The 19,987-nt window shown below is 35.2% G+C and carries 13 protein-coding genes; 7 read left to right on the forward strand and 6 right to left on the reverse strand.

All coding sequences use genetic code 11. The features are described 5' to 3' along the window. Positions 1-198 precede the first annotated feature (198 nt). The 4 genes from phytr_RS00945 to pheT all read left to right on the forward strand — a co-directional run bounded on the left by phytr_RS00945 (position 199) and on the right by pheT (position 13,410). Positions 199-1,410, forward strand: a complete 1,212-nt coding sequence (locus phytr_RS00945) for a glycosyltransferase (protein WP_106874024.1) — start codon at positions 199-201, stop codon at positions 1,408-1,410. A gap of 392 nt (positions 1,411-1,802) precedes the next feature. After that, positions 1,803-10,073 carry a DNA-directed RNA polymerase subunit beta gene (gene rpoB / locus phytr_RS06500; protein ID WP_106874025.1) on the forward strand — a complete coding sequence of 2,757 codons (8,271 nt, stop codon included), beginning with the start codon at positions 1,803-1,805 and terminating at the stop codon, positions 10,071-10,073. Continuing rightward, entirely contained in the window at positions 10,073-11,059 is a 987-nt protein-coding gene (gene pheS, locus phytr_RS00955) for a phenylalanine--tRNA ligase subunit alpha (RefSeq protein ID WP_234352497.1), read from the forward strand. The genes rpoB and pheS overlap by 1 nt, the downstream gene beginning before the upstream one ends. A gap of 5 nt (positions 11,060-11,064) precedes the next feature. After that, positions 11,065-13,410, forward strand: a complete 2,346-nt coding sequence (pheT, locus tag phytr_RS00960) for a phenylalanine--tRNA ligase subunit beta (protein WP_106874027.1) — start codon at positions 11,065-11,067, stop codon at positions 13,408-13,410. A 169-nt stretch (positions 13,411-13,579) separates the two neighbouring features. Here pheT and trxA read toward each other — a convergent pair whose 3' ends face one another. The 3 genes from trxA to phytr_RS00980 form a co-directional block, all read right to left on the reverse strand. Beyond that, on the reverse strand, positions 13,580-13,897 hold the full coding sequence (gene trxA, locus phytr_RS00965; RefSeq protein WP_106874028.1) for a thioredoxin: 318 nt from the start codon (positions 13,895-13,897) through the stop codon (positions 13,580-13,582). Between the two features lie 68 nt (positions 13,898-13,965). Next, complete coding sequence (gene hpf / locus phytr_RS00970) at positions 13,966-14,322, reverse strand: ribosome hibernation-promoting factor, HPF/YfiA family (protein WP_106874029.1); 357 nt, start codon at positions 14,320-14,322, stop codon at positions 13,966-13,968. A gap of 412 nt (positions 14,323-14,734) precedes the next feature. Beyond that, a complete protein-coding gene (locus phytr_RS00980; RefSeq protein ID WP_106874031.1) occupies positions 14,735-15,499 on the reverse strand; it encodes an MBL fold metallo-hydrolase in 765 nt (254 codons plus the stop codon). 136 nt (positions 15,500-15,635) lie between these two features. Here phytr_RS00980 and phytr_RS00985 point away from each other — a divergent pair, with 136 nt between their 5' ends. The 3 genes from phytr_RS00985 to phytr_RS00995 are packed head-to-tail and all read left to right on the forward strand — an operon-like array spanning position 15,636 to position 17,172. Then, the gene (locus phytr_RS00985; protein ID WP_106874032.1) at positions 15,636-16,160 is read left to right on the forward strand and encodes a PD-(D/E)XK nuclease family transposase; all 525 of its coding nucleotides are present in this window, start codon (positions 15,636-15,638) and stop codon (positions 16,158-16,160) included. A 9-nt stretch (positions 16,161-16,169) separates the two neighbouring features. After that, a complete protein-coding gene (locus tag phytr_RS00990; protein ID WP_106874033.1) occupies positions 16,170-16,745 on the forward strand; it encodes a hypothetical protein in 576 nt (191 codons plus the stop codon). Positions 16,746-16,752: 7 nt separating this feature from the next. Next, positions 16,753-17,172: a PLC family EF-hand domain-containing protein gene (locus tag phytr_RS00995; protein ID WP_106874034.1), complete on the forward strand. Its 420-nt coding sequence runs from the start codon at positions 16,753-16,755 to the stop codon at positions 17,170-17,172. 22 nt (positions 17,173-17,194) lie between these two features. Here the strand turns inward: phytr_RS00995 and phytr_RS01000 are convergent, their stop codons facing one another. From phytr_RS01000 to phytr_RS01010, 3 genes are read right to left on the reverse strand one after another with little or no spacing between them, the layout of a single operon-like run. After that, on the reverse strand, positions 17,195-17,695 hold the full coding sequence (locus phytr_RS01000) for a DNA-3-methyladenine glycosylase (RefSeq protein WP_106874035.1): 501 nt from the start codon (positions 17,693-17,695) through the stop codon (positions 17,195-17,197). Continuing rightward, on the reverse strand, positions 17,692-18,594 hold the full coding sequence (ftsY, locus tag phytr_RS01005) for a signal recognition particle-docking protein FtsY (RefSeq protein WP_106874036.1): 903 nt from the start codon (positions 18,592-18,594) through the stop codon (positions 17,692-17,694). The genes phytr_RS01000 and ftsY overlap by 4 nt, the downstream gene beginning before the upstream one ends. Before the next feature lie 4 nt (positions 18,595-18,598). Continuing rightward, positions 18,599-19,960: a sodium:solute symporter family protein gene (locus phytr_RS01010; protein ID WP_106874037.1), complete on the reverse strand. Its 1,362-nt coding sequence runs from the start codon at positions 19,958-19,960 to the stop codon at positions 18,599-18,601. Positions 19,961-19,987 lie beyond the last annotated feature (27 nt).

Here is a 19,987-nt window from a genome sequence, read left to right on the forward strand (position 1 = left end):
CAAAAATTTTATAGAGCACGAATTTCACTAAATAGGCTTATAGAAATGAAGTTGGAATCACTTTCATATTTTTCAATAATTGCATTCTTCACGTTAAGCTCTTGTTGCTGATGAATAGAAGGGAGCCTTGATGTTTCTATTAAATTGTGTATATAATCTGTATCATCTAAAATAAATAGGTTATTATAACGCAATAATATGTTTAGGAAGCTTTTTTTTAAATCTAAATGGCTTTTGCTCATTGTCATAGTCACAATAAGTTTGTTAGGTATTAACAAACTAAAACAGCAATACAAACAACAAGAAGTAAAGAAACTATTTGAATCTGCTGCTAAAATACCAGCTGAGAGTTGGGCAGAAAAATATAAAGATATGCCGGTCAAAGATAAGTATAAGGTGGTTTATCTTACTTCTGGTGCTGGAGAATATTCTGCTTTTAAATATTTTCAATATGCTGCGGAAAAACTAGGATGGGAAGTTAAAATGTACTTTGCTACATTAGATGGAAAAGCTGATGAAATAATATCTTTTAACCCTGATTTTATAATTTCTACACTTTATGTACGTCACGAGTGTTTCGATGATAGGCTATTGCCTTATAAAAAATATTATTGGATTTCTATACCTCTACATGCGGTATTTAAAGGTAAAGATTATTTAAACCCTAAGGGTCCCCCTTACGAACAAATAAGAAATTACGCTCAAGGGATTTTATGTTGTTCTGGGCATGAAATGGACATTTATAGACAAATGTGGAATAAAAAGAAAAAGCCTTTTTATGGTATTCATATGTGTCCTTTACCTCCATCAATTGATTATGAGCCAGCAGAACCTAAATCGATCATGCTATGCAACATACCTGGCGCTGATACACTAAAGGGTTCAGATCGATATAAAAAGTTTATTACTTTATTGACTCAAAACTTACCTTCAAAAGGATATGGTCCTTATAACACTTACGTTGATTTTAAGCCCGGGATATATAAAGGTGATATTCCTCGAGGAATAGATAATCTTGAAGCAATAAGGAAAAATGGTATTTATCTATCAACACATGGTGCTTTTCATTTTGAAGGTAACATGTTAAGTATGAGACCTCTGGAAGCTGCTGCTGCTAACGTGATTGCAATATCTGACAAGCATCCTCTGGTAATGAAGCATTTTGGAGATAGTATGCTTTACTTTGATCAAAATGCTTCAGGAGAAGAGATATATAGACAAGTAAAGGAGCACTTTGATTGGATTATGGCAAACCCTGAAAAAGCTAAAGAAATGGCAAACCGAGCGCATAAAATTTTTTTAGAAAAATTTAATTTAGAAAAAGATCTAATCCGTCTTGCTAAAATGCACGAATATATACTACAAGAAGAGAAAAAGTTAAATTTGGAATACTCGCCTGCATATTACTAGATGTAAAGAATGACATACTGAGAAAAGGCTAGGTTCTCTTGCATCTATCTTGAAATTTAGTTCTTGCAGCAGATTTTATCAATTATGCGACCACGAACATAACAAAATTTTCAAAAAATCGTATTTTTCTCTTGACTATTAATTTTATATTTTGCTTTTTATGAAAATTTTTGCTAAGATTAACTTTTGTGGATTTAAGATATACACATTTCTCTAATTAGACGTCTTATGATTTTATGCTTTTCTCAAAGCTACATCCGATTACTTCTTCATTTAACCTTTTTAATTCATACAATAAATTTTATGGTTGCAAGGTTATATGATCATCTTGTAGTAGTTAACTTAAGTCGTTTTTAATAATAGTTTATCCAATAATTTTTAATTTTGATAAAATGCCTTCTTCTCCTTTAAATAATCAGTCGAGCAATCTTCGTATTAGAAAGAATTTTAGTAAAATCAAGTCTATAATTGACGTTCCTAATCTTCTAGATTTGCAGCGTAATTCATATGAAGAACACTTTTTGCAGCTTGGCTTAAAACATAGCGAAAGAAAAAATAAAGGAATGCATTTAGTGTTTCAAAGCGCTTTTCCTATAACTGATTCTTCTCAAACGCTAACATTAGAATATGTTAGTTATGAATTAGAAGAGCCTAAATTTGAAGTATTAGAGTGTAAGCGCCGTGGGATTAGCTACGCGTGTCCATTAAAAGTACTGTTTAGAATAGTAGTATGGGATGTTGATCCTGATACTGGTGCCCGTGAGGTTAAAAGCATCAAGGAGCAGCAAGTCTACATGGGTGATTTGCCACTGATGACTAAAAATGGAACATTTGTAGTGAATGGTACCGAAAGAGTTGTTGTATCTCAAATTTGTAGATCACCCGGTGTATTTTTTGATCATGATAAGGGCAGGGGGCATGCTTCTGGTAAATTGCTACATTTTGCTCGTATAATTCCATATCGCGGTTCTTGGCTTGACATTGAGTTTGATGCTAAGGATTTGATTTACTTTAGGATTGATAAGCGCAGAAAAATTTATATCTCTACCTTACTCAGGGCCCTAGGTTTAACGACAAAAGAAATTTTGGATTTTTATTATTCCAGTGTTTCATTTGTAAAGGAAGGTATAGGATGGGTTGGAGATTTCTTGCCTGATCTTGTAACGGTGCATAAATTAAAGGATGATCTAGTAGATGCTCAAACTGGTAAGGTTGTGTTGCAAGCTGGTCAAAAAATAACACCTCGCCTTGCTAAAAAACTTGCTAAAGAGGGATTAAGCAAGATTGTAGTAAGTGATACAGAATTATTGGGGCAATCTGCTGCTGACGATATAGTAAATCCTCAGACTGGTGAATTGATAGTCGCAATGGGTCATGAGATTACCTCAGAAGCTTTAGATGCAATAAATGCAGGAAAAGTTGCAGAGCTTAAGTTATTACAAATTAATGCTCAGTATGGTCCTTATATCAAAAATACATTGCTTGCTGATAAAAATTTAGATGAGGCTTCAGCGCTATTAGAGATCTTTAGAGTATTAAGACCTGGTGAGTTGTCTACGGTCGAAGGTACTAAAGAGTTACTACACAGCATTTTCTTTAGTCCTGAAAGATATGATTTATCTGAAGTAGGTAGAGTTAAGATGAATGAGCGTTTAGGTATTACTACTTCGGAAGATCAGACACTTTTAGAAAAAGAAGATATATTGCTTACAATTAAAACCTTGGTTGCGATTAAAGATGGTCGCGACTCAATTGACGATATAGATAATTTAGGTAACAGACGTGTAAGGTGTGTTGGAGAATTGATAGAAAATCAATTTAGAATCGGTTTAGCGAGAGTTACTAGATCTGCACTAGAGCGTATTGCAATGATCGATGCAGATTCAGTGATGCCATATGATCTGATTAATTCAAAGCTGATAATGTCTATCATCAAAGACTTCTTTGGGACGTTCCAGCTGTCACAGTTTATGGATCAGACAAACCCATTATCTGAAATTTCACATAAGCGTCGTATTTCTGCCCTTGGACCTGGTGGTTTAACTCGTGATCATGCTGGTTTTGAGGTGAGGGATGTGCATCCTACTCATTATGGCAGAATATGTCCGATCGAAACTCCAGAAGGTCAAAATATTGGTCTTATAAGTTCTCTTGCAACATTTGCGCAAATTAATAAGTACGGTTTCATTGAAGCTCCTTTCAGAAGAGTAGTAGGCGGTAAGGTAACTGATGAGGTTGTATATTTATCTGCAACTCAAGAGTCTAAATATAAAATTGCGGGGTCTACAATTAACGTCAGTAATGGCAAAATCATAGATGAGATGGTTATTTGTAGATTTGAGAGTGAATTCGTGATGGTGCCATCTAGCGATGTTGACTTTATTGACCTTGTTCCAACCCAAGTATTTTCTGTTGCGACATGTCTTATTCCTTTAATTGAAAATGATGACGCAAACAGAGCATTGATGGGTGCAAACATGCAACGTCAAGCAGTTCCATTATTAAAAAGTGAGGCTCCGTTTGTAGGTACGGGTATAGAAAGTATTGTTGCAAGAGATTCTGAATCTGTAATACTTGCTACGAGTGATGGCGTTGTTGAATATGTTGATGCTTTAAAGATAGTAATCAGAAGAGCTGAAGCTGATGGTATTGGTGTTGATATATACAATCTATCAAAATTCCAGAAATCAAACCACAATACTTGTATCAACCAAACCCCTATAGTGCGTGTTGGTGATGTTGTTAAGAAAGGAGATGTAATTTCTAACGGTCCAAATGCAGACAAAGGCGAAATTGCATTGGGTAAAAACGTCTTAATAGCTTTTATGCCTTGGGGTGGATATAACTTTGAGGATGCTATTTTGATATCCGAAAAGGTGGTGCAAAAAGATATTTATACTTCGGTGCACATCGAAGAGTTTGAGGTAGTGATACGTGATACGCGCCTTGGACCTGAGGAAATAACAAGAGATGTGCCAAATGTAAGTGATGAGACGGTCAGAAATCTTGATGAAACCGGTGTCATATGTATTGGTGCTCAAATTAAGCCTGGTGATATATTAGTAGGTAAAGTCACTCCAAAAAGTGAGACGCCAGTTACTTCAGAAGAAAAATTATTAAGAGCCATATTTGGAGAAAAGGCTGCAGATGTGAAAGATTCATCTTTATACGTTCCCCCTGGAACAAGTGGTGTAGTTACGGAAGTGCGTATCTTTTCTAGAGGTGGTATAGAGAAGGATCAAAGGGCAATGATGATAGAAAGAGAGCAGATAGATGCTCTTGCAAAAACTAAAAATCAGGAATTGCTTGTTATTGAAAGGTTCTTGAGTAATAAGGTAAATAGCTTACTTTTAGGCCAAGAAGTTAAATCTGGTAATAAAGCTATCGTGCGGGCTAGCCATGAGCTTTTAGATGATCTAAATCTTGCACAAAAACTTAAATTGGAGGTACAAGATGCTGCTACATCGAATGAGCTAGCAAATCTTGCTTATCATTATGAGGAGTATAAGAATAGCTTAGAGAAAAGATTTAACGAAAGCGTTGCAGAAATTCAGAATGGTGATGACTTACCTCAGGGTGTGCTAAAGGTTGTTAAAATCTTCGTAGCAACGAAACACAAACTTCAGCCTGGTGATAAAATGTCTGGTAGACACGGTAACAAAGGTGTTGTATCTAAGATTGTTCCAGAAGAAGATATGCCATTCTTAGAGGATGGTACGGTTGTAGATGTGATTTTGAATCCTCTGGGTATTCCTTCAAGGATGAACATAGGGCAAGTTCTTGAGACCCACCTTGGTTGGGCTGCTATGAACTTAGGTCGCCAACTTGCACGCTTAATAGAGGAGTATAGAGCTTCACGTCTTGAAATTGACGTAATGAAAGACTTTTTGGCTGATGTTTATAAGAATGATAAAGAGAGTTTGAAGAAAATTAATGAGCTTCCAGATGAAGAATTTTTAGCATTCTGTAAAAGTATGTCTAAGGGTATGTATTTCTCAACGCCAGTATTTGATGGTGCTAAAGCCGGAGACATTGAAGAGATGCTAAATTTAGCTGGTCTTGAGAGTACGGGCCAAGTTAAATTGATAGATGGTAAAACTGGTGAGTACTTTGATAGAAAAGTAACTGTTGGAGTTCAGTATATAATGAAGCTGCATCACTTAGTTGATGATAAGATTCACGCAAGATCTATTGGACCTTACAGTCTTGTAACTCAGCAACCACTAGGAGGTAAGTCATATTTTGGTGGTCAGAGATTCGGTGAGATGGAAGTATGGGCTCTGCAAGCTTACGGTGCTTCTTATATTTTGCAAGAAATGGTGACGGTGAAGTCTGATGATGTGGCTGGTAGAACTAAGACGTATGAGAGCATTGTATTACATAAAGATCAGTTTCAGTACGGTATACCTGAGTCATTTAAGGTGATGGTGAAAGAGCTCAGAGCTTTATCATTGAACTTACAGTTTGAAAATAAACAAGATAATCAAGCTGTAAAGGAAGACGCATTAATTAGCTACTCTGGTAACATTGATCAGTTTGATCAAATTAAAATTAATATTGCAAGTCCACATGATATTATTTCCTGGTCATCTGGAGAAGTTGAGAAGCCAGAAACTATCAACTATCGTACATTTAAGCCAGAAAAAGGAGGTTTATGTTGTGCTAAAATCTTTGGTCCAGTAAAAGACTACGAGTGTCTATGTGGTAAATATAAAAAGATGAAATACAAAGACGTTGTATGTGAGAAATGCGGCGTTGAAGTGACGGTTAGTAGAGTTAGACGTGAGCGTATGGGTCACGTAACTCTTGCTGCACCTGTTGTGCATATTTGGTTCTTGAAGCTTCTACCTTCTAGAATTGGTTTGCTTTTAGACATGCAAGTGAAAAACCTTGAGAAAATCTTATACTTTGAATCTTATGTTGTACTTGATTCAACTGTTGATGGTTTGAATAAAGGTGATTTGATTTCTGAAAATGAAGTCAATGAGTATAAGATAAAATATGGTGAGCATAGATTTGAGGTTGGTATTGGTGCCGAAGGTATTCAGGCAATGTTGAAAAGTCTTGATTTGCCAGCTTTAAAGGCTGAATTACAACTTGAAAAGGCTAACTCAACAGCTGCAACAAAGAATATAAGAATTGCTAAGAGGCTTAAGTTAATTGAGGAATTTATTGCATCTGGTAATAAGCCTGAATGGATGGTGATGACGGTTTTACCAGTGCTTCCACCTGATTTAAGACCTCTTGTGATGTTAGAAGGTGGACGCTTTGCAACCTCTGACCTAAATGAGTTATACAGAAGAGTAATCAACAGAAATAATAGGTTAAAACGGCTGCTTGAGTTAAGTGCTCCTGAGATTATTATCCGCAATGAAAAAAGAATGCTGCAAGAAGCTGTTGATGCATTGCTAGATAATGGTAGAAGAGGTAAGGTAGTCAAAAATAATAACAAACGTCCATTTAAATCTTTAAGTGATATGCTTAAAGGTAAGCAAGGTAGATTCCGTCAGAACTTGCTTGGTAAAAGGGTTGATTATTCGGGTAGATCTGTAATTGTGGTTGGACCAGAGCTTAAATTAAATCAGTGTGGTTTGCCTAAACAGATGGCATTAGAGTTATTCAAGCCTTTCGTATATGCGAAATTACAAATGTATGGAGCGGGTAATACTATTAAGGCGGTAAAACGCATTGTTGAATTACAAAAAGCAGAAGTCTGGGATGCTTTGGAGGAAGTAATTAAGGATCATCCAGTTCTCTTGAATAGGGCCCCAACTCTTCATAGGCTAAGTATCCAAGCTTTTGAGCCAATATTGATTGAAGGTAAAGCAATTCAGTTGCATCCGCTAGTATGTTCTGCGTTTAACGCGGACTTTGACGGTGACCAGATGGCTGTTCACGTACCTCTTTCTATTCAAGCTCAAATTGAAGCACGTGTGCTTATGATGTCAACAAATAATATTTTGAGCCCCGCAAGTGGTAAGCCTATTTTGGTGCCGGATAAAGATATAGTACTTGGTATATATTATTTAACTCTTGAATTTGCTGGAGAATTAGGTGAAGGTTTGGTATTTGCCAATATTGATGAATTGAGACATGCTTTAGATAATAGAGAAGTTACATTGCATTCAAGAATCAAATTTAGAATGCACAATAATAATCCGGAAAATCCTCAAACGTTCATCGTCGATACAACTCCAGGTAGAATTTTATTATGGAATATAGTGCCAAAACACGAAGGTATTGAGTTTAGTCTAGTGAATAAACTCCTTATCAAGAAAGATATCTCGACTTTGGTTTATACGGTTTATAGATATGCAAAGCAAGCTGATGCTGTAGCTTTTGTTGATGGATTAATGGCTATGGGCTTTAAGTACGCAACTACATCCGGTATGTCATTTGGCTTTGCTGACATGGCTGTACCTGAATCGAAAAAGATTCATATCGAGCAAACCATGAAAGAAGTTAAAGAGTATGAGATGCAGTACTATAGCGGTTTGATTACATCTGGTGAGAAATACAACAAAGTGGTCGATGCTTGGTCGCGTTGTACAGATTTAGTGGCAAGCGACTTAATGAAGAAGATAGCAAAAGGTGATAGCTCAAGATCTGATTCAAGAAGTGTTGAGAGATTAAACGCTGTTTATGCAATTTCTTCATCTGGTGCAAGAGGTTCCCCTGCGCAAATCAGACAGCTTGCTGGTATGAGGGGTCTTATGGCAAAGCCAAATGGTGAAATTATACCATATCCTATTACTTCAAACTTTTTAGAAGGTTTGAAAGTAACAGAGTATTTCATTTCAACTAATGGTGCCAGAAAAGGTTTAACAGATACCGCTCTTAAGACAGCTAACTCGGGTTACTTAACTAGAAGGCTTGTTGATGTTGCCCAAGATTGTATCATTGTTGAAAATGATTGCGGTACAAAAGATGGTATTGTAATTGGTGCAGTTATTGATGGTGGTGAGGTTGTTGTGCCTTTGGTAGATCAAGTATTAGCTCGTACTAGTGCTCTTGATATCAAAGATCCAATCACAAATGAAATCATCGTTGAAGCTGGAGAGATATTTAACGAAGAAATCATTAAACAATTGGAGATAGCTGGTATAAATCAAGTGAAAGTTAGATCTCCAATAACTTGTGCATCAACTGAAGGTATGTGTTCGAAGTGCTATGGTGGCGATCTGTCGAGAAAGAATAAGCCTGTATCTATCGGTGAAGCGGTTGGTATTATAGCTGCCCAATCAATTGGTGAGCCAGGTACACAGCTGACCATGAGAACGTTCCACATAGGTGGTGCTGCAACAAAAGGTGTTGAGGTGTCTTCGATTGAATTTGCAATTCCAGGTACTATTAAGTTCATTAACAAAAACGTAGTACAAAACTCTGCTGGTAGAAAGATTGTTATGAGCAGGGCATGTGAGGTGATGCTTTTAGATGGCAAAGGAATTGAAAAAGCTAGATATAAAGTGCCTTATGGTGCAAGGTTGCTTGTAAATGACGACCAAAATGTTGAAGCTGGTCAGAAAATAGCTGATTGGGATCCTTATACTATACCAATTATCGTTGAGAGAGCTGGTAAAGTTGCTTTTCAGGATATTATCTCTGGTATCTCAATGAAAGATATTGCTGATGAATCAACTGGTATAACAAGTAAGGTGATTATTGAGGCTCGTAAATCAACAAGTGGTGCTGACCTAAAGCCTAGAATATATTTAACAGATGAAAATGGCGAAACAGCATTGCTTGCGAACGGTTTAGAAGCTCGTTATTACATGCCAGTAAATGCAATATTAACAATTGAAGATGGTTCTCAAGTAAACACTGGTGATATTATTGCTCGTATTCCAAAAGAATCAACAAAAACTAAGGATATTACGGGTGGTTTACCAAGAGTTACCGAATTATTTGAAGCAAGAAAGCCAAAAGATAGAGCAATTATTGCTGATATTGATGGTAAGTTAGAGTTTGGTAAAGACTATAAGTCTAAACGTCGTGTGGTATTGCATGCTTTAGATGGCTCTGAACAAGTAGAGTATATCATTACTAAGGGTAAGCATATCTTATTTAACGATGGTGATGTTGTGAAAAAGGGTGAAATGATTGTTGACGGTCACTATGTGTTACAAGATATCTTAAGGGTAATGGGAACCCAGGCGCTGTCACATTATATGTCCCAAGAGATTCAGAACGTTTATCGCCTGCAAGGTGTGAAAATTGACAATAAACATATTGAAATTATTGTCAAACAAATGCTTCAAAAAGTTGAGATTAAAGATGCGGGTGATTCATCGCTTTTAGTTGGTGAGAAGTGTGATAAGCAAGAAGCTATAGCTTTGAATAAAAAACTCATAGAACAAGATAAAAATTCCATCAAGTATGAATTAGTATTACAAGGTATTACAAAAGCTTCCTTACAAACTACATCTTTCATTTCAGCTGCATCATTCCAAGAAACAACTAGGGTTCTTGCGGAAGCAGCTGTTGCGGGTAAAGTTGATAGATTGAAGGGATTAAAAGAAAATGTGATAGTTGGAAGACTAATCCCAGCTGGAACAGGCTTCTACGTTAATAGCTTGTTAAAAGAAGCTCAAGAGCGTGATAAAATCTTTAAGAATAAGCTTGAAGCAGAACAGGAGATTCCAGAAGAAGCAGTTGGAGGGTGATGGATCGCATTATTGATGAGTTAAGAGAGCAGCTTGCAGAGGTTAATACCTATTTGGAGTTTGATAAGATTAAAACTAAATATCTAGGTAAAACTGGAGTTTTATCTAACTTGATGGCCCAAATAGGTAAAATCCCTACAGCTGAGCGCAAAGATTTTGGTCAGAAAGTAAATGGTGTTAAGCAGGAAGTACAATCTTTGCTAGAAGCCCATCGTCTGAAGATTGAAGAAGCTGAATTAAATGATAAAATCCAGAACCAAAAATGTGATTTGACTCTACCTGGGCGTAATTGCTTACTAGGTAAGATCCATCCTATATCCAAAGTAATAAATGAGTTAGTAGATATTTTTGCTAAATTAGGTTTTAACTTGGTTCAGGGTACAAGTATTGAGACTGAATGGTATAACTTTACGGCACTCAATATTCCATCTAACCACCCAGCTCGTGATATGCATGATACTTTTTATTTGCCTAAAGGATTTTTGCTCAGGACTCATACTTCTCCAATGCAGATAAGGTTTATGGAAAAAAATAAGCCACCATTTAGGTTTATTTCTTTTGGTAGAACATATAGATCTGATTCAGATGCAACCCATACACCAATGTTTCACCAAATTGAAGCGATTGCTGTTGATAAAAAGATCAATATGCCTAATCTGATATGGACTTTAAATCAAGTTTTGCATCAATTTTTTGATAATCAAGATATTAAGATTAGAATGCGTCCAAGCTTTTTTCCATTCACTAAACTTTCTGCTGAAGTAGATATTTACTTGCCATCTAAAGGTAAGTGGTTAGAGGTTTTGGGTAGTGGTTTGATTCATCCTAAAGTTTTGCAAAATGTTTCAATTAATCCTGAAGAGTATAGCGGTTTTGCATTTGGAATGGGTATTGAACGCCTAGCTATGCTTAAGTATGGCATAAATGATCTTCGTCAATTTTTTACTGGTGATTTAAACTGGTTAAAGCATTTTGGTTTTAATTAAAAGATATGAAATTTACACTTTCTTGGTTAAAAAGATTTTTAGATACAACGGCCTCTTTAGATGAGATTTGTAACGCATTAAATAATCTTGGCCTTGAAGTGGAAGAGGTTAGTGATAGAAGTAAAGAGTTAAAAGATTTTAAGATTGCGCGCATTATTGAAGCAAATCCCCACCCACAGGCAAATAAACTTCAAGTGTGTAAAGTAAATGATGGAGAGAAAGTTTTGCAGATAATATGCGGCGCTGCTAATGCTAGGAAAGATTTGACAGTTGTATTAGCTCCTGTAGGTACTGTAATTCCAGAAAATGGTTTAGTTATAGAGTTGGCTCAAATAAGAGGGATAGAAAGTCAGGGAATGCTCTGCGGTGCTGATGAACTGCAGGTAGGTGGTTTTAACGATGAAGGTATCATAGAACTTCCTGCAGATTTACCAATAGGTGTAAGTTTTGCAACAGAATATGGTTTGGATGATCCAGTTATTACTCTTGGAATTACCCCAAATAGGGCAGATTGTTTTGGTGTGTATGGTATTGCACGAGATCTGGCAGCTAAAGGACTGGGTAAATTAAAAGAAATAGCACATAAAGAGATAGAATTTTTGAAAGATTCCAAAAGTGAGATGAGGCTGCAGCTGGATCAGAAATTATCTAACCTGTTTATAGGATGCCAAATCAGGAACATTCAAAATAAGCCAAGCCCAAGATGGCTTGCTAATATGCTAAGTAATGTAGGTATTCAACCTATATCTACTGTTGTGGATATTACAAATTATATGTGCCATAGTTTTGCTCAGCCTATGCATGCTTTTGACCATGATAGGCTTGGGAATAATATCATTATACGCACAGCTAACGAACGAGAAAAATTTAAAGCTTTGAATGAGAAGGAGTATAGTCTGAATATAGATGATATAGTTCTTGCAAATGATAAACAAGTTTGCTTGCTTGCCGGTATTATGGGAGGTATAGATTCTGCATGCACTATGCAAACTCAAAATATCTTTTTAGAAGCTGCTCTCTATGATAAAAATTCCATAGCTAAATCTTCTAAAAGACATAAGATTATCACGGATGCAAAGATGCGTTTTGAACGTCATGTAGATGGTCATAAACGTTTAGATGCGTTTAAATTAGCATGCAGCATGATTCAAGAGATTTGTGGAGGAGAATTTTATAATTTACTTAATGAAGGTACTTTAAAAGAACCTAAGACAATAAAATTTGACTTTAGTTTAGTTAAAGACAAATCTGGTTTAGATATACCGATAGAAAGATCTGTAGAGATATTGGAGAAATTAGGTTATAAAATTACTCAATCTAACCATGTAATCGTACCTACTTGGAGAGATTCGGAGATACCCGAAGATTTGGTAGAAGAAATAGTAAGAGTTTATGGTTATGATCATGTAGGGCAAGAGCCTTTGACCTATACTCAGCATCAATCATTTCCTGAAAATTTTCAAATTGCATCTAAATTATCTGCTGCACTGGTATCTAGAGGATATCATGAAGTTGTTACTTGGTCTTTTATGCAAGATGCCAAAGCTAGCAAATTTGGAGATATTAATAAGGATTTAGAAGTTGTAAACCCGATCAGCAATGAATTAAATTATATGCGCGGTAGCATTCTACCTAATCTCCTTGATAACGTTATATATAATCAGAATAATTTTATTAAAAATATAAAGATCTTTGAAATTGGTCCGGTATTTAATGGTAATCAGGTTAAAGACGAAGGAATTGTTCTAAGCGCACTATATAGTGGAGAATATTCTAACTTGCCGCATGAAAAATCCCGTTTAGTAGATATATTTGATATTAAAGGTGATTTGGAATATATTTTGCAAACGATAGGAATAAAATTAGATGATATAGACAAAATGCAAGACGCTTATTTGCATCCAAATATTTCGGGTAATATTATTTATAACGATAAAACTATAGGCTATATCGGTTCTGTCCATCCAAAATTACTAAAAGAATACGATGTTACAGGTGAAGTATTTTATTTTGAACTAAATTTGAATGAATTAAGTTTAATAAAAGAAAAAGCAGAATTTGTACCTTATGCTCATCCTCCAGTAAATCGTGACTTTGCATTCGTTGTGGATGAAGATATAAGAGCGGGAGATATAGTATCTCATATTAAAAATAATAAACTACTTCCCATAAAGGAAGTGAATATTTTTGACATCTACACGGGAGATCAAATAGGGTCGAATAAGAAATCTATTGCCATTAACGTTACTATCCAAACCAACACAAACCTTACATCTGAACAAATAGATTTAATGTCCCAGAATATTATTAATTCAGTTGTAGAGGAATTTAAAGCTACTTTAAGGCAATAATTTGGGGTTCTATTGGATTTGTAGGTTTAGATCAAGGTTTGGGAGCGTCATTTAATACATGTAAGCATTTGCAAAGCCCAACATAAGAGCAGTTTAAGAAATTCTTAAGAACTGCTTGAATGTTACTTGCTCTGAATAAATCAGTTTAAATATTATAGGTTTTTATATTTTATATGTATTCCTTAACCCAAGATTCTATAACCTCTTTAGTAAGAAAACCTACTTTAGTATCGACTTTCTTCCCTTTTTGAAACAATAATAAAGTAGGAATACTTCTAATGTGCATTTTGCTAGCTGTTTCGGGGTTTTTGTCAATATCAAGTTTTGCAACTTTTACCTTGCCTTTCATTTGTTTTGCAAATTCTTCCAATATTGGAGCAAATGAACGGCATGGACCACACCATTCAGCCCAAAAATCTACTAATACCGGTGTTTTACTATTTTGAATTTCTTTATCAAAATTTTGATCTGTTAACTCCTTAACCATATATTTGAGTTTTTGTATTAAATAAGGCTATTAATAACTTTTAACTAGCTAGTTGCTAGTCATAAGCTCTAGCTATTTTGTAAATTTAAAGACAAATCAGTATCTTCTAACTCAATTTTAACTTTTTGTTGATGGTGATCTTTAAGTCTTGAGTTTTGCTTGATAAGCTGTTTGTCGAGTTTCGCAAGGCATATATCAAAACTTTCGTATATATCTTCTGCTGAAGATCTGCTGACAAAAGTAATTTTAATACCAGAATTAACAACTATCTCACATTGAAACAGGTGATTGATCCTGCTAAAGTGCACATCACAACCTGTTGAGCAGTTCATATATTTTACGACATGTGCTGAAAGTTTGTTATGTATGTAACTTTGTAAAGCTTCATTAAGCGCGAAATGCTGAGCTGATATTTGTATATGCATCTTTTGTAACCTATTACATTATACCCAAAGTATTTATAGCATAAAATCCTTCGAAATAAAAGAAATAAAAAGCGTTAATGAGTTAATATTTCAAATAAGTATACTAGTACCATATTCTGCAAGGCAGTAAGATAAGGTGAATGCGGTGCACCTTAGTTGGTAATCTAAGTCAGGGTTAAAAAGAGTGATACAATATTTACGCATCACGATAAAACTGAATAATACGGATATCGCGGTGGAACCTAATTCTTTCAGATGGACAGCATCTAAAAAAAATGTAATGAGTAAGGTAGTAAGGTTTAGGGTCTTATAGTTAAAAAGCAAGACTCCTTCTATTATTTTATAGAACAAAAAATTGCTTAGCTGTGAAGCGGCTATCAATAATATCAAAAATGGCCATACAACACTGCTTCTAGATTTTAAATACCAGTCCATCATACGCTGGATAAACATTAACGGGTAACATATTTTTAATTTTATAATAATCTATCTTATGACTCAAGTTAGTTAAGTAAGTAACTTTTGGTTTAAATTGATTAATCCATGACAGTACTCTATCTAGACCGGCATGCACTCTTGTGGATTGGTAATCGCAACAGTCTATCACAAAGGTATCGATATTATCTAGATATCTCAAGGACTCATCATAAAAAAATGCGACATCATTTGCATATACGAAGTTGTTGATCCTTATGCCCAAACTGTCCATTACGATATGATTTTGCTTAAAAAATGATATGCTTACATCGCATATATTAATGGATGAGTCATATTCTATAGTATTTGCATTTAGGTTTTTGTTATCGAATAGGTACTGATAGCGTGGAATAATCCTAGCTCCTGTGGCGCTTGTAAAATAAATAGGTAAAATTTTGTTGCTGCCAAGAGGGCTAAAAACTCTTAATTCATCAAGGCCGCTGATATGATCAGCATGATCGTGTGTAATGATAGTGGCATCTAATTTACTGACGCCGGCTCTTAACAATTGAGTTCTAACATCAAAGCCAGAATCAATAAGTATGTTTGTCTTGCTATCATTTGGATGAAATTTAGTAATTAAAATCGCAGAGCGGAGTCTTTTATTTTTGGGATCGCTTGAGGAGCAAGTTTCACATTTACATCCTATGACCGGCGTTCCAAGAGATGATCCACAACCAAGAACAGTTATTTGTAGCATTGATTTTTATTTGGCCTTAAAATTATTAGTCTAATGTAAAAAGAGATTAGGGGAAATATATTTTTAGTACACACACGTAAGATTATATTTTAGACTAGCAATAATCAACAACAACTGAGCAATTTTAGGATAGCGTATGCATAAGAAAAGGAAGAGGAAAATAAGAGAAGTAATTGAGCGAACAGAAGAAGGGAAAAAGCTTAAGGAAGAAATTTTTATAAAAGGGAAAGCTCAAATTTTTGCCGATCCAACATATGATACACCTTTTAAGATGCTTTTTGGCACCTTAAGTAATAAGCATTTAACAATAGACCCGATAAACAGTTTATTTGATTTGAAAGGTGCAAATTGCGTTCACGATATAGAGTTTTTATCTCAAGAATTAGATCCATCTCATCCTAGTGATAAGAAAAGTACTTTGGATGTAAGGTGTAGAACGGACCATGGATATGATGTTGTGATCGAAATGCAAAGGCAATATAAACCATATTTTATATGTCGTATGCAGTACTACATGGCGCGTACCCTATCTCAGCAGGGATCTTTAATAAAAGCAGATGACCTGCATAAAATGATGACCAAAACCTATATGTTGGTTATCTCTAAAGAAAATTTATACAAAGCTCATGAATTACCAAGCAAAGATACCCAAGATACTTAGGGTAATACCATGTACCCAATGGTGGAAGAATTTGGCGGTGTAGAGATGCTACAAAACCTTACATATTATAAGGCTTATGAAATTGAAAAAGTTCAAGATATTATAAATGCTAAGATAAAAGATGGTTTTGAGTTATCGCCACAGGAACAATGGTTAGATTTTTTCAATAAATGTGCTACTATAGAAGATATACCAAAGTATGCAAATAAAACAATTCAAGAAGCTTACGAAAAGATGAAAAAGGCAAATTGGGAAACTGAAGAAAAACTCTTAGAATATTATATGGACGTGTTTGATGAAGCTTGCGAGGAGTTGCATGAGAAGCAAATTGCTGAACAAAATAAGGTTAAAGGTAAGGAGGAAGGTAAGGATGAAGCAAAGCTAGAAATGCTTGTGGGTTCTATACAGAAGCACATACCTCATGAAACGTTGAAGATAATATTTTCTCCCGCTTTTAGTGATCAGCAAATTAGTTTTGCAGAAAAGTATATCTCAGAACATCAAGATGCAAGCACCCAATTACTTATGGAAGAAATATCTAAATTATTAGGTGAGAGTACTCAAACTCATACAACAGAAGGGTAGATAATACATGACAAAAGAGGAACATAAGATAGAACCAATCACAAGAACTATAGAAGATCATAGCGTAGCATATTACATGGCTCGTTTTGATGAGGTTTGTGAAGAGTGGCATGAAAAGCAAATTGCAAAGCAAGCTTATGCGAAAGGTTATGTTGAGGGTTTAATTAAGAGCATAATCGAAAGCATTATAGATAGAGCTAAAGGTAAGGCTAAAGCTAAGATAGAGATGCTTATAGATTCGATAAAACAAAAGCAGATACCTCATGAAATGTTGTTAATATTTTTCTCTCCTACCTTTAATGATCAGCAAATTAGCCTCGCAGAAAAATACATATCAGAACATCGAGATGCCAGCGACCAATTGATAATGGAAGAAATATCTAAATTATTAGGTGAGAGTACTCAAACTCATGTAACGGAAGGGTAGATATTAATCACTCTTTCCAAGTTTAAACATTACTAGTACAAAATCTCCAAGCTTTATCAATTGCTTTTGTAATACCTATTCTTGAAGTAATAATGGGGCTTGATATTTTAATTCCTTCCGTTAAATAAGCGTGATCGTTATTAATAAGATCAAGCCCATTATGCACTTTTGTAATGCCTAAATGGCGACATATTTTACCTGGTCCATCAAGGGTTTTATCTTCTAGCCTTAATCCTCGAATTAAAACTGCACCAGCTTCTCCAATATTGCCTGTTACTATATTCATGCAAAAGTACATTCCGTATATCATGTACACATAAAGCTGGCCGCATGGACCAAACATAATGCTAGCTCTTTTTGTAGGTCCCTTAAAGGCATGTGAGGCTTCATCGTCTGACCCTCGATATGCCTCTGTTTCTGTTATGATACCTTTATAATGACCAAATATGAATTTTTTACCCAGCAAGTCACTTGCTACTTCGACTGGGCAGCGATTGTAAAATTCATAACCTAATTTTGTCATTCAAAAAGTTTATCGGTAAATTTTGCAGGACTAAAGGTTTCTAGATCTTCAATTCTCTCACCTGTGCCGATGAAGTATACAGGGATATTAAACTGATCCATAATATTGATAATTGTTCCAGCTTTTGCGCTGCTATCCATTTTTGTTACAACAAATCCTTGGATTTCTGGTATAAGCTTTTTAAATTCTTCCATCTGACGTACAGCATTTTGTCCAGTAGTGGCATCTATAGTCATTAAGAAGTGTACATTTGCTTCATCACAATGCTTTAAAATTACCTTCTTAAGCTTTGCGAGCTCTTCCATAAGGTTCTTATTATTATGCAATCTACCGGCGGTATCTATAATTAAGAGATCTGCTTTAGAGTTTTTTGCATATTCTACGGCTCTGTAAGCAACGCTTGCTGGATCGCAAGGGAGTTTTTCACCTTTGACTATATCAATAGCATTAACTTTTGCCCAATGTTCTAGCTGTTCAGTTGCGCCAGCTCTAAAAGTATCGCATGCGCCGAGAACAACTTTTTGTTTTTTTAGTCCGTAGTAGTATGCAAGCTTCCCAATAGTAGTGGTTTTGCCATTGCCATTAACTCCGCACATTACAATTACGTTAAGTCCATCTCTAAAGATTAACTCTTTGCTAAGACTTGCATCAAAAGAATTGGCAATGAACGATTTGATTTGACTCTGTACCATGTCTGGTACAATATTTTTTAGTTTGCTAATCTGATCAATGATTTTTTTTGTAGCTTTAACACCTAGATCAGCCTCTAATAAAAGTCTCTGAAGCTCAGATAATTTTTTGGGATCTAAGACTTGTTTCTGGACAATGTTAGACAGTGTCTCACTGATTTTGTCGTTAACCGATTTAAAACCACTTTTAATCTTATCAAACCAAGACATTAAATTACCTTTTAAAAGATTCTATCAATCTTACTATTATAAAACAAATAAGATTTGCAACCAAGCCTATAAAAGCGCTTTTAACCATACATGCATCTGCGCAATACTCTTGCCAGTAGCTAAAGGCTGTAATACCTGCTATAGCACAGCATACAAGACCTACCTTGCTTATGGTAATTTCATATAAGCACGCTATAAATGGAACAAGCATGACAGGTAGCCAAAACCCAGCTATAAATAAAAGTAAATCAATTACATTATCAAACTGTAAAGCAAGATATATAGCTAAAATACCTACAGCAAAAGCGGCAAGTTGAGTAAAAAGCAGAACTATTTTATTATTCTTAACTTTAAAAATTGGTTGAATTACATCATTTGTAATGTTGAGTGATGCAACATTTAGTTCCGAATCCGCAGTTGAGGTAACTGCTGCAATAAGACCTACTACAGCTATGCCCTTTAGTCCAGTAGGCATAATATGGTCAATCAGATTTAATAGAGCTAAAGAGCTAGCTCCATCGTGTTCATAAATGTAGGCAAGCAAGCCATTAATTGCGATGAAAATTAAAAATATAAAATACACGAGTGATTTTCTAAAAATAGCTCTTTGGGTATATTTATAATCCTTGGTCATGAAACCTCTTTGAATAAATCCTGGATAAAAGCCCATGAAACTGAAGCTTAAAAATAGCAAAAATACTTCTTGCCAAATCAGGGGAAGAGAATATTTAGCTGCTGGTAAAGCATTGATAAATTCATTGATTCCTAATTTATAAAGACCGACAAAAGCGATAATAGGTATACAAAGAACTATGGCTATAAACTGCACAAAATCCGTAAAGATAATAGAACGCAAACCTCCTATAGCTGTATAAGTAATTACGATTAGATAACTCAGTACAACACCTTCAGCATAATTAACTTGGAGTAAATATTGAAAGATCTTACTACTTGCGCTTATTTGTACGGCGATATAGCCAAAAGAAACTAAGCTTGCAGAAATTCCACTCATCACTCTACCGAATTGTCCATAGTGTTTTTCTACTATCTCTCCTATACTTACTACGCCATAGTGTTTTGCAATTCTTGGGAGCACGAAAATTGCAACTGTAAGATCCACTAAGATTGTAAGCATCATGGCATATACGTAGGCTAAATTGCCGCTTACCGTTTTTTCCGATAGTCCTATGACTGTTCCTCCTCCAACGCTATTTGTAAAGATTGCGGTAAGTAAGAATAAGACACTAGATTGAATTGAGGCGTCTATCTTGCCATAACTTTTAATATCTAAGGCCTGAGATCTGGTATAAAGACCTACGAATAAAAGCAGAATAAGGTATGTGAAAATAATAATCTGGTCTAACATGTTATGCTCAATTTAAATATTTTATTT

It is taken from the genome of Candidatus Phycorickettsia trachydisci (assembly GCF_003015145.1).
Lineage (GTDB): Bacteria > Pseudomonadota > Alphaproteobacteria > Rickettsiales > Rickettsiaceae > Phycorickettsia > Phycorickettsia trachydisci.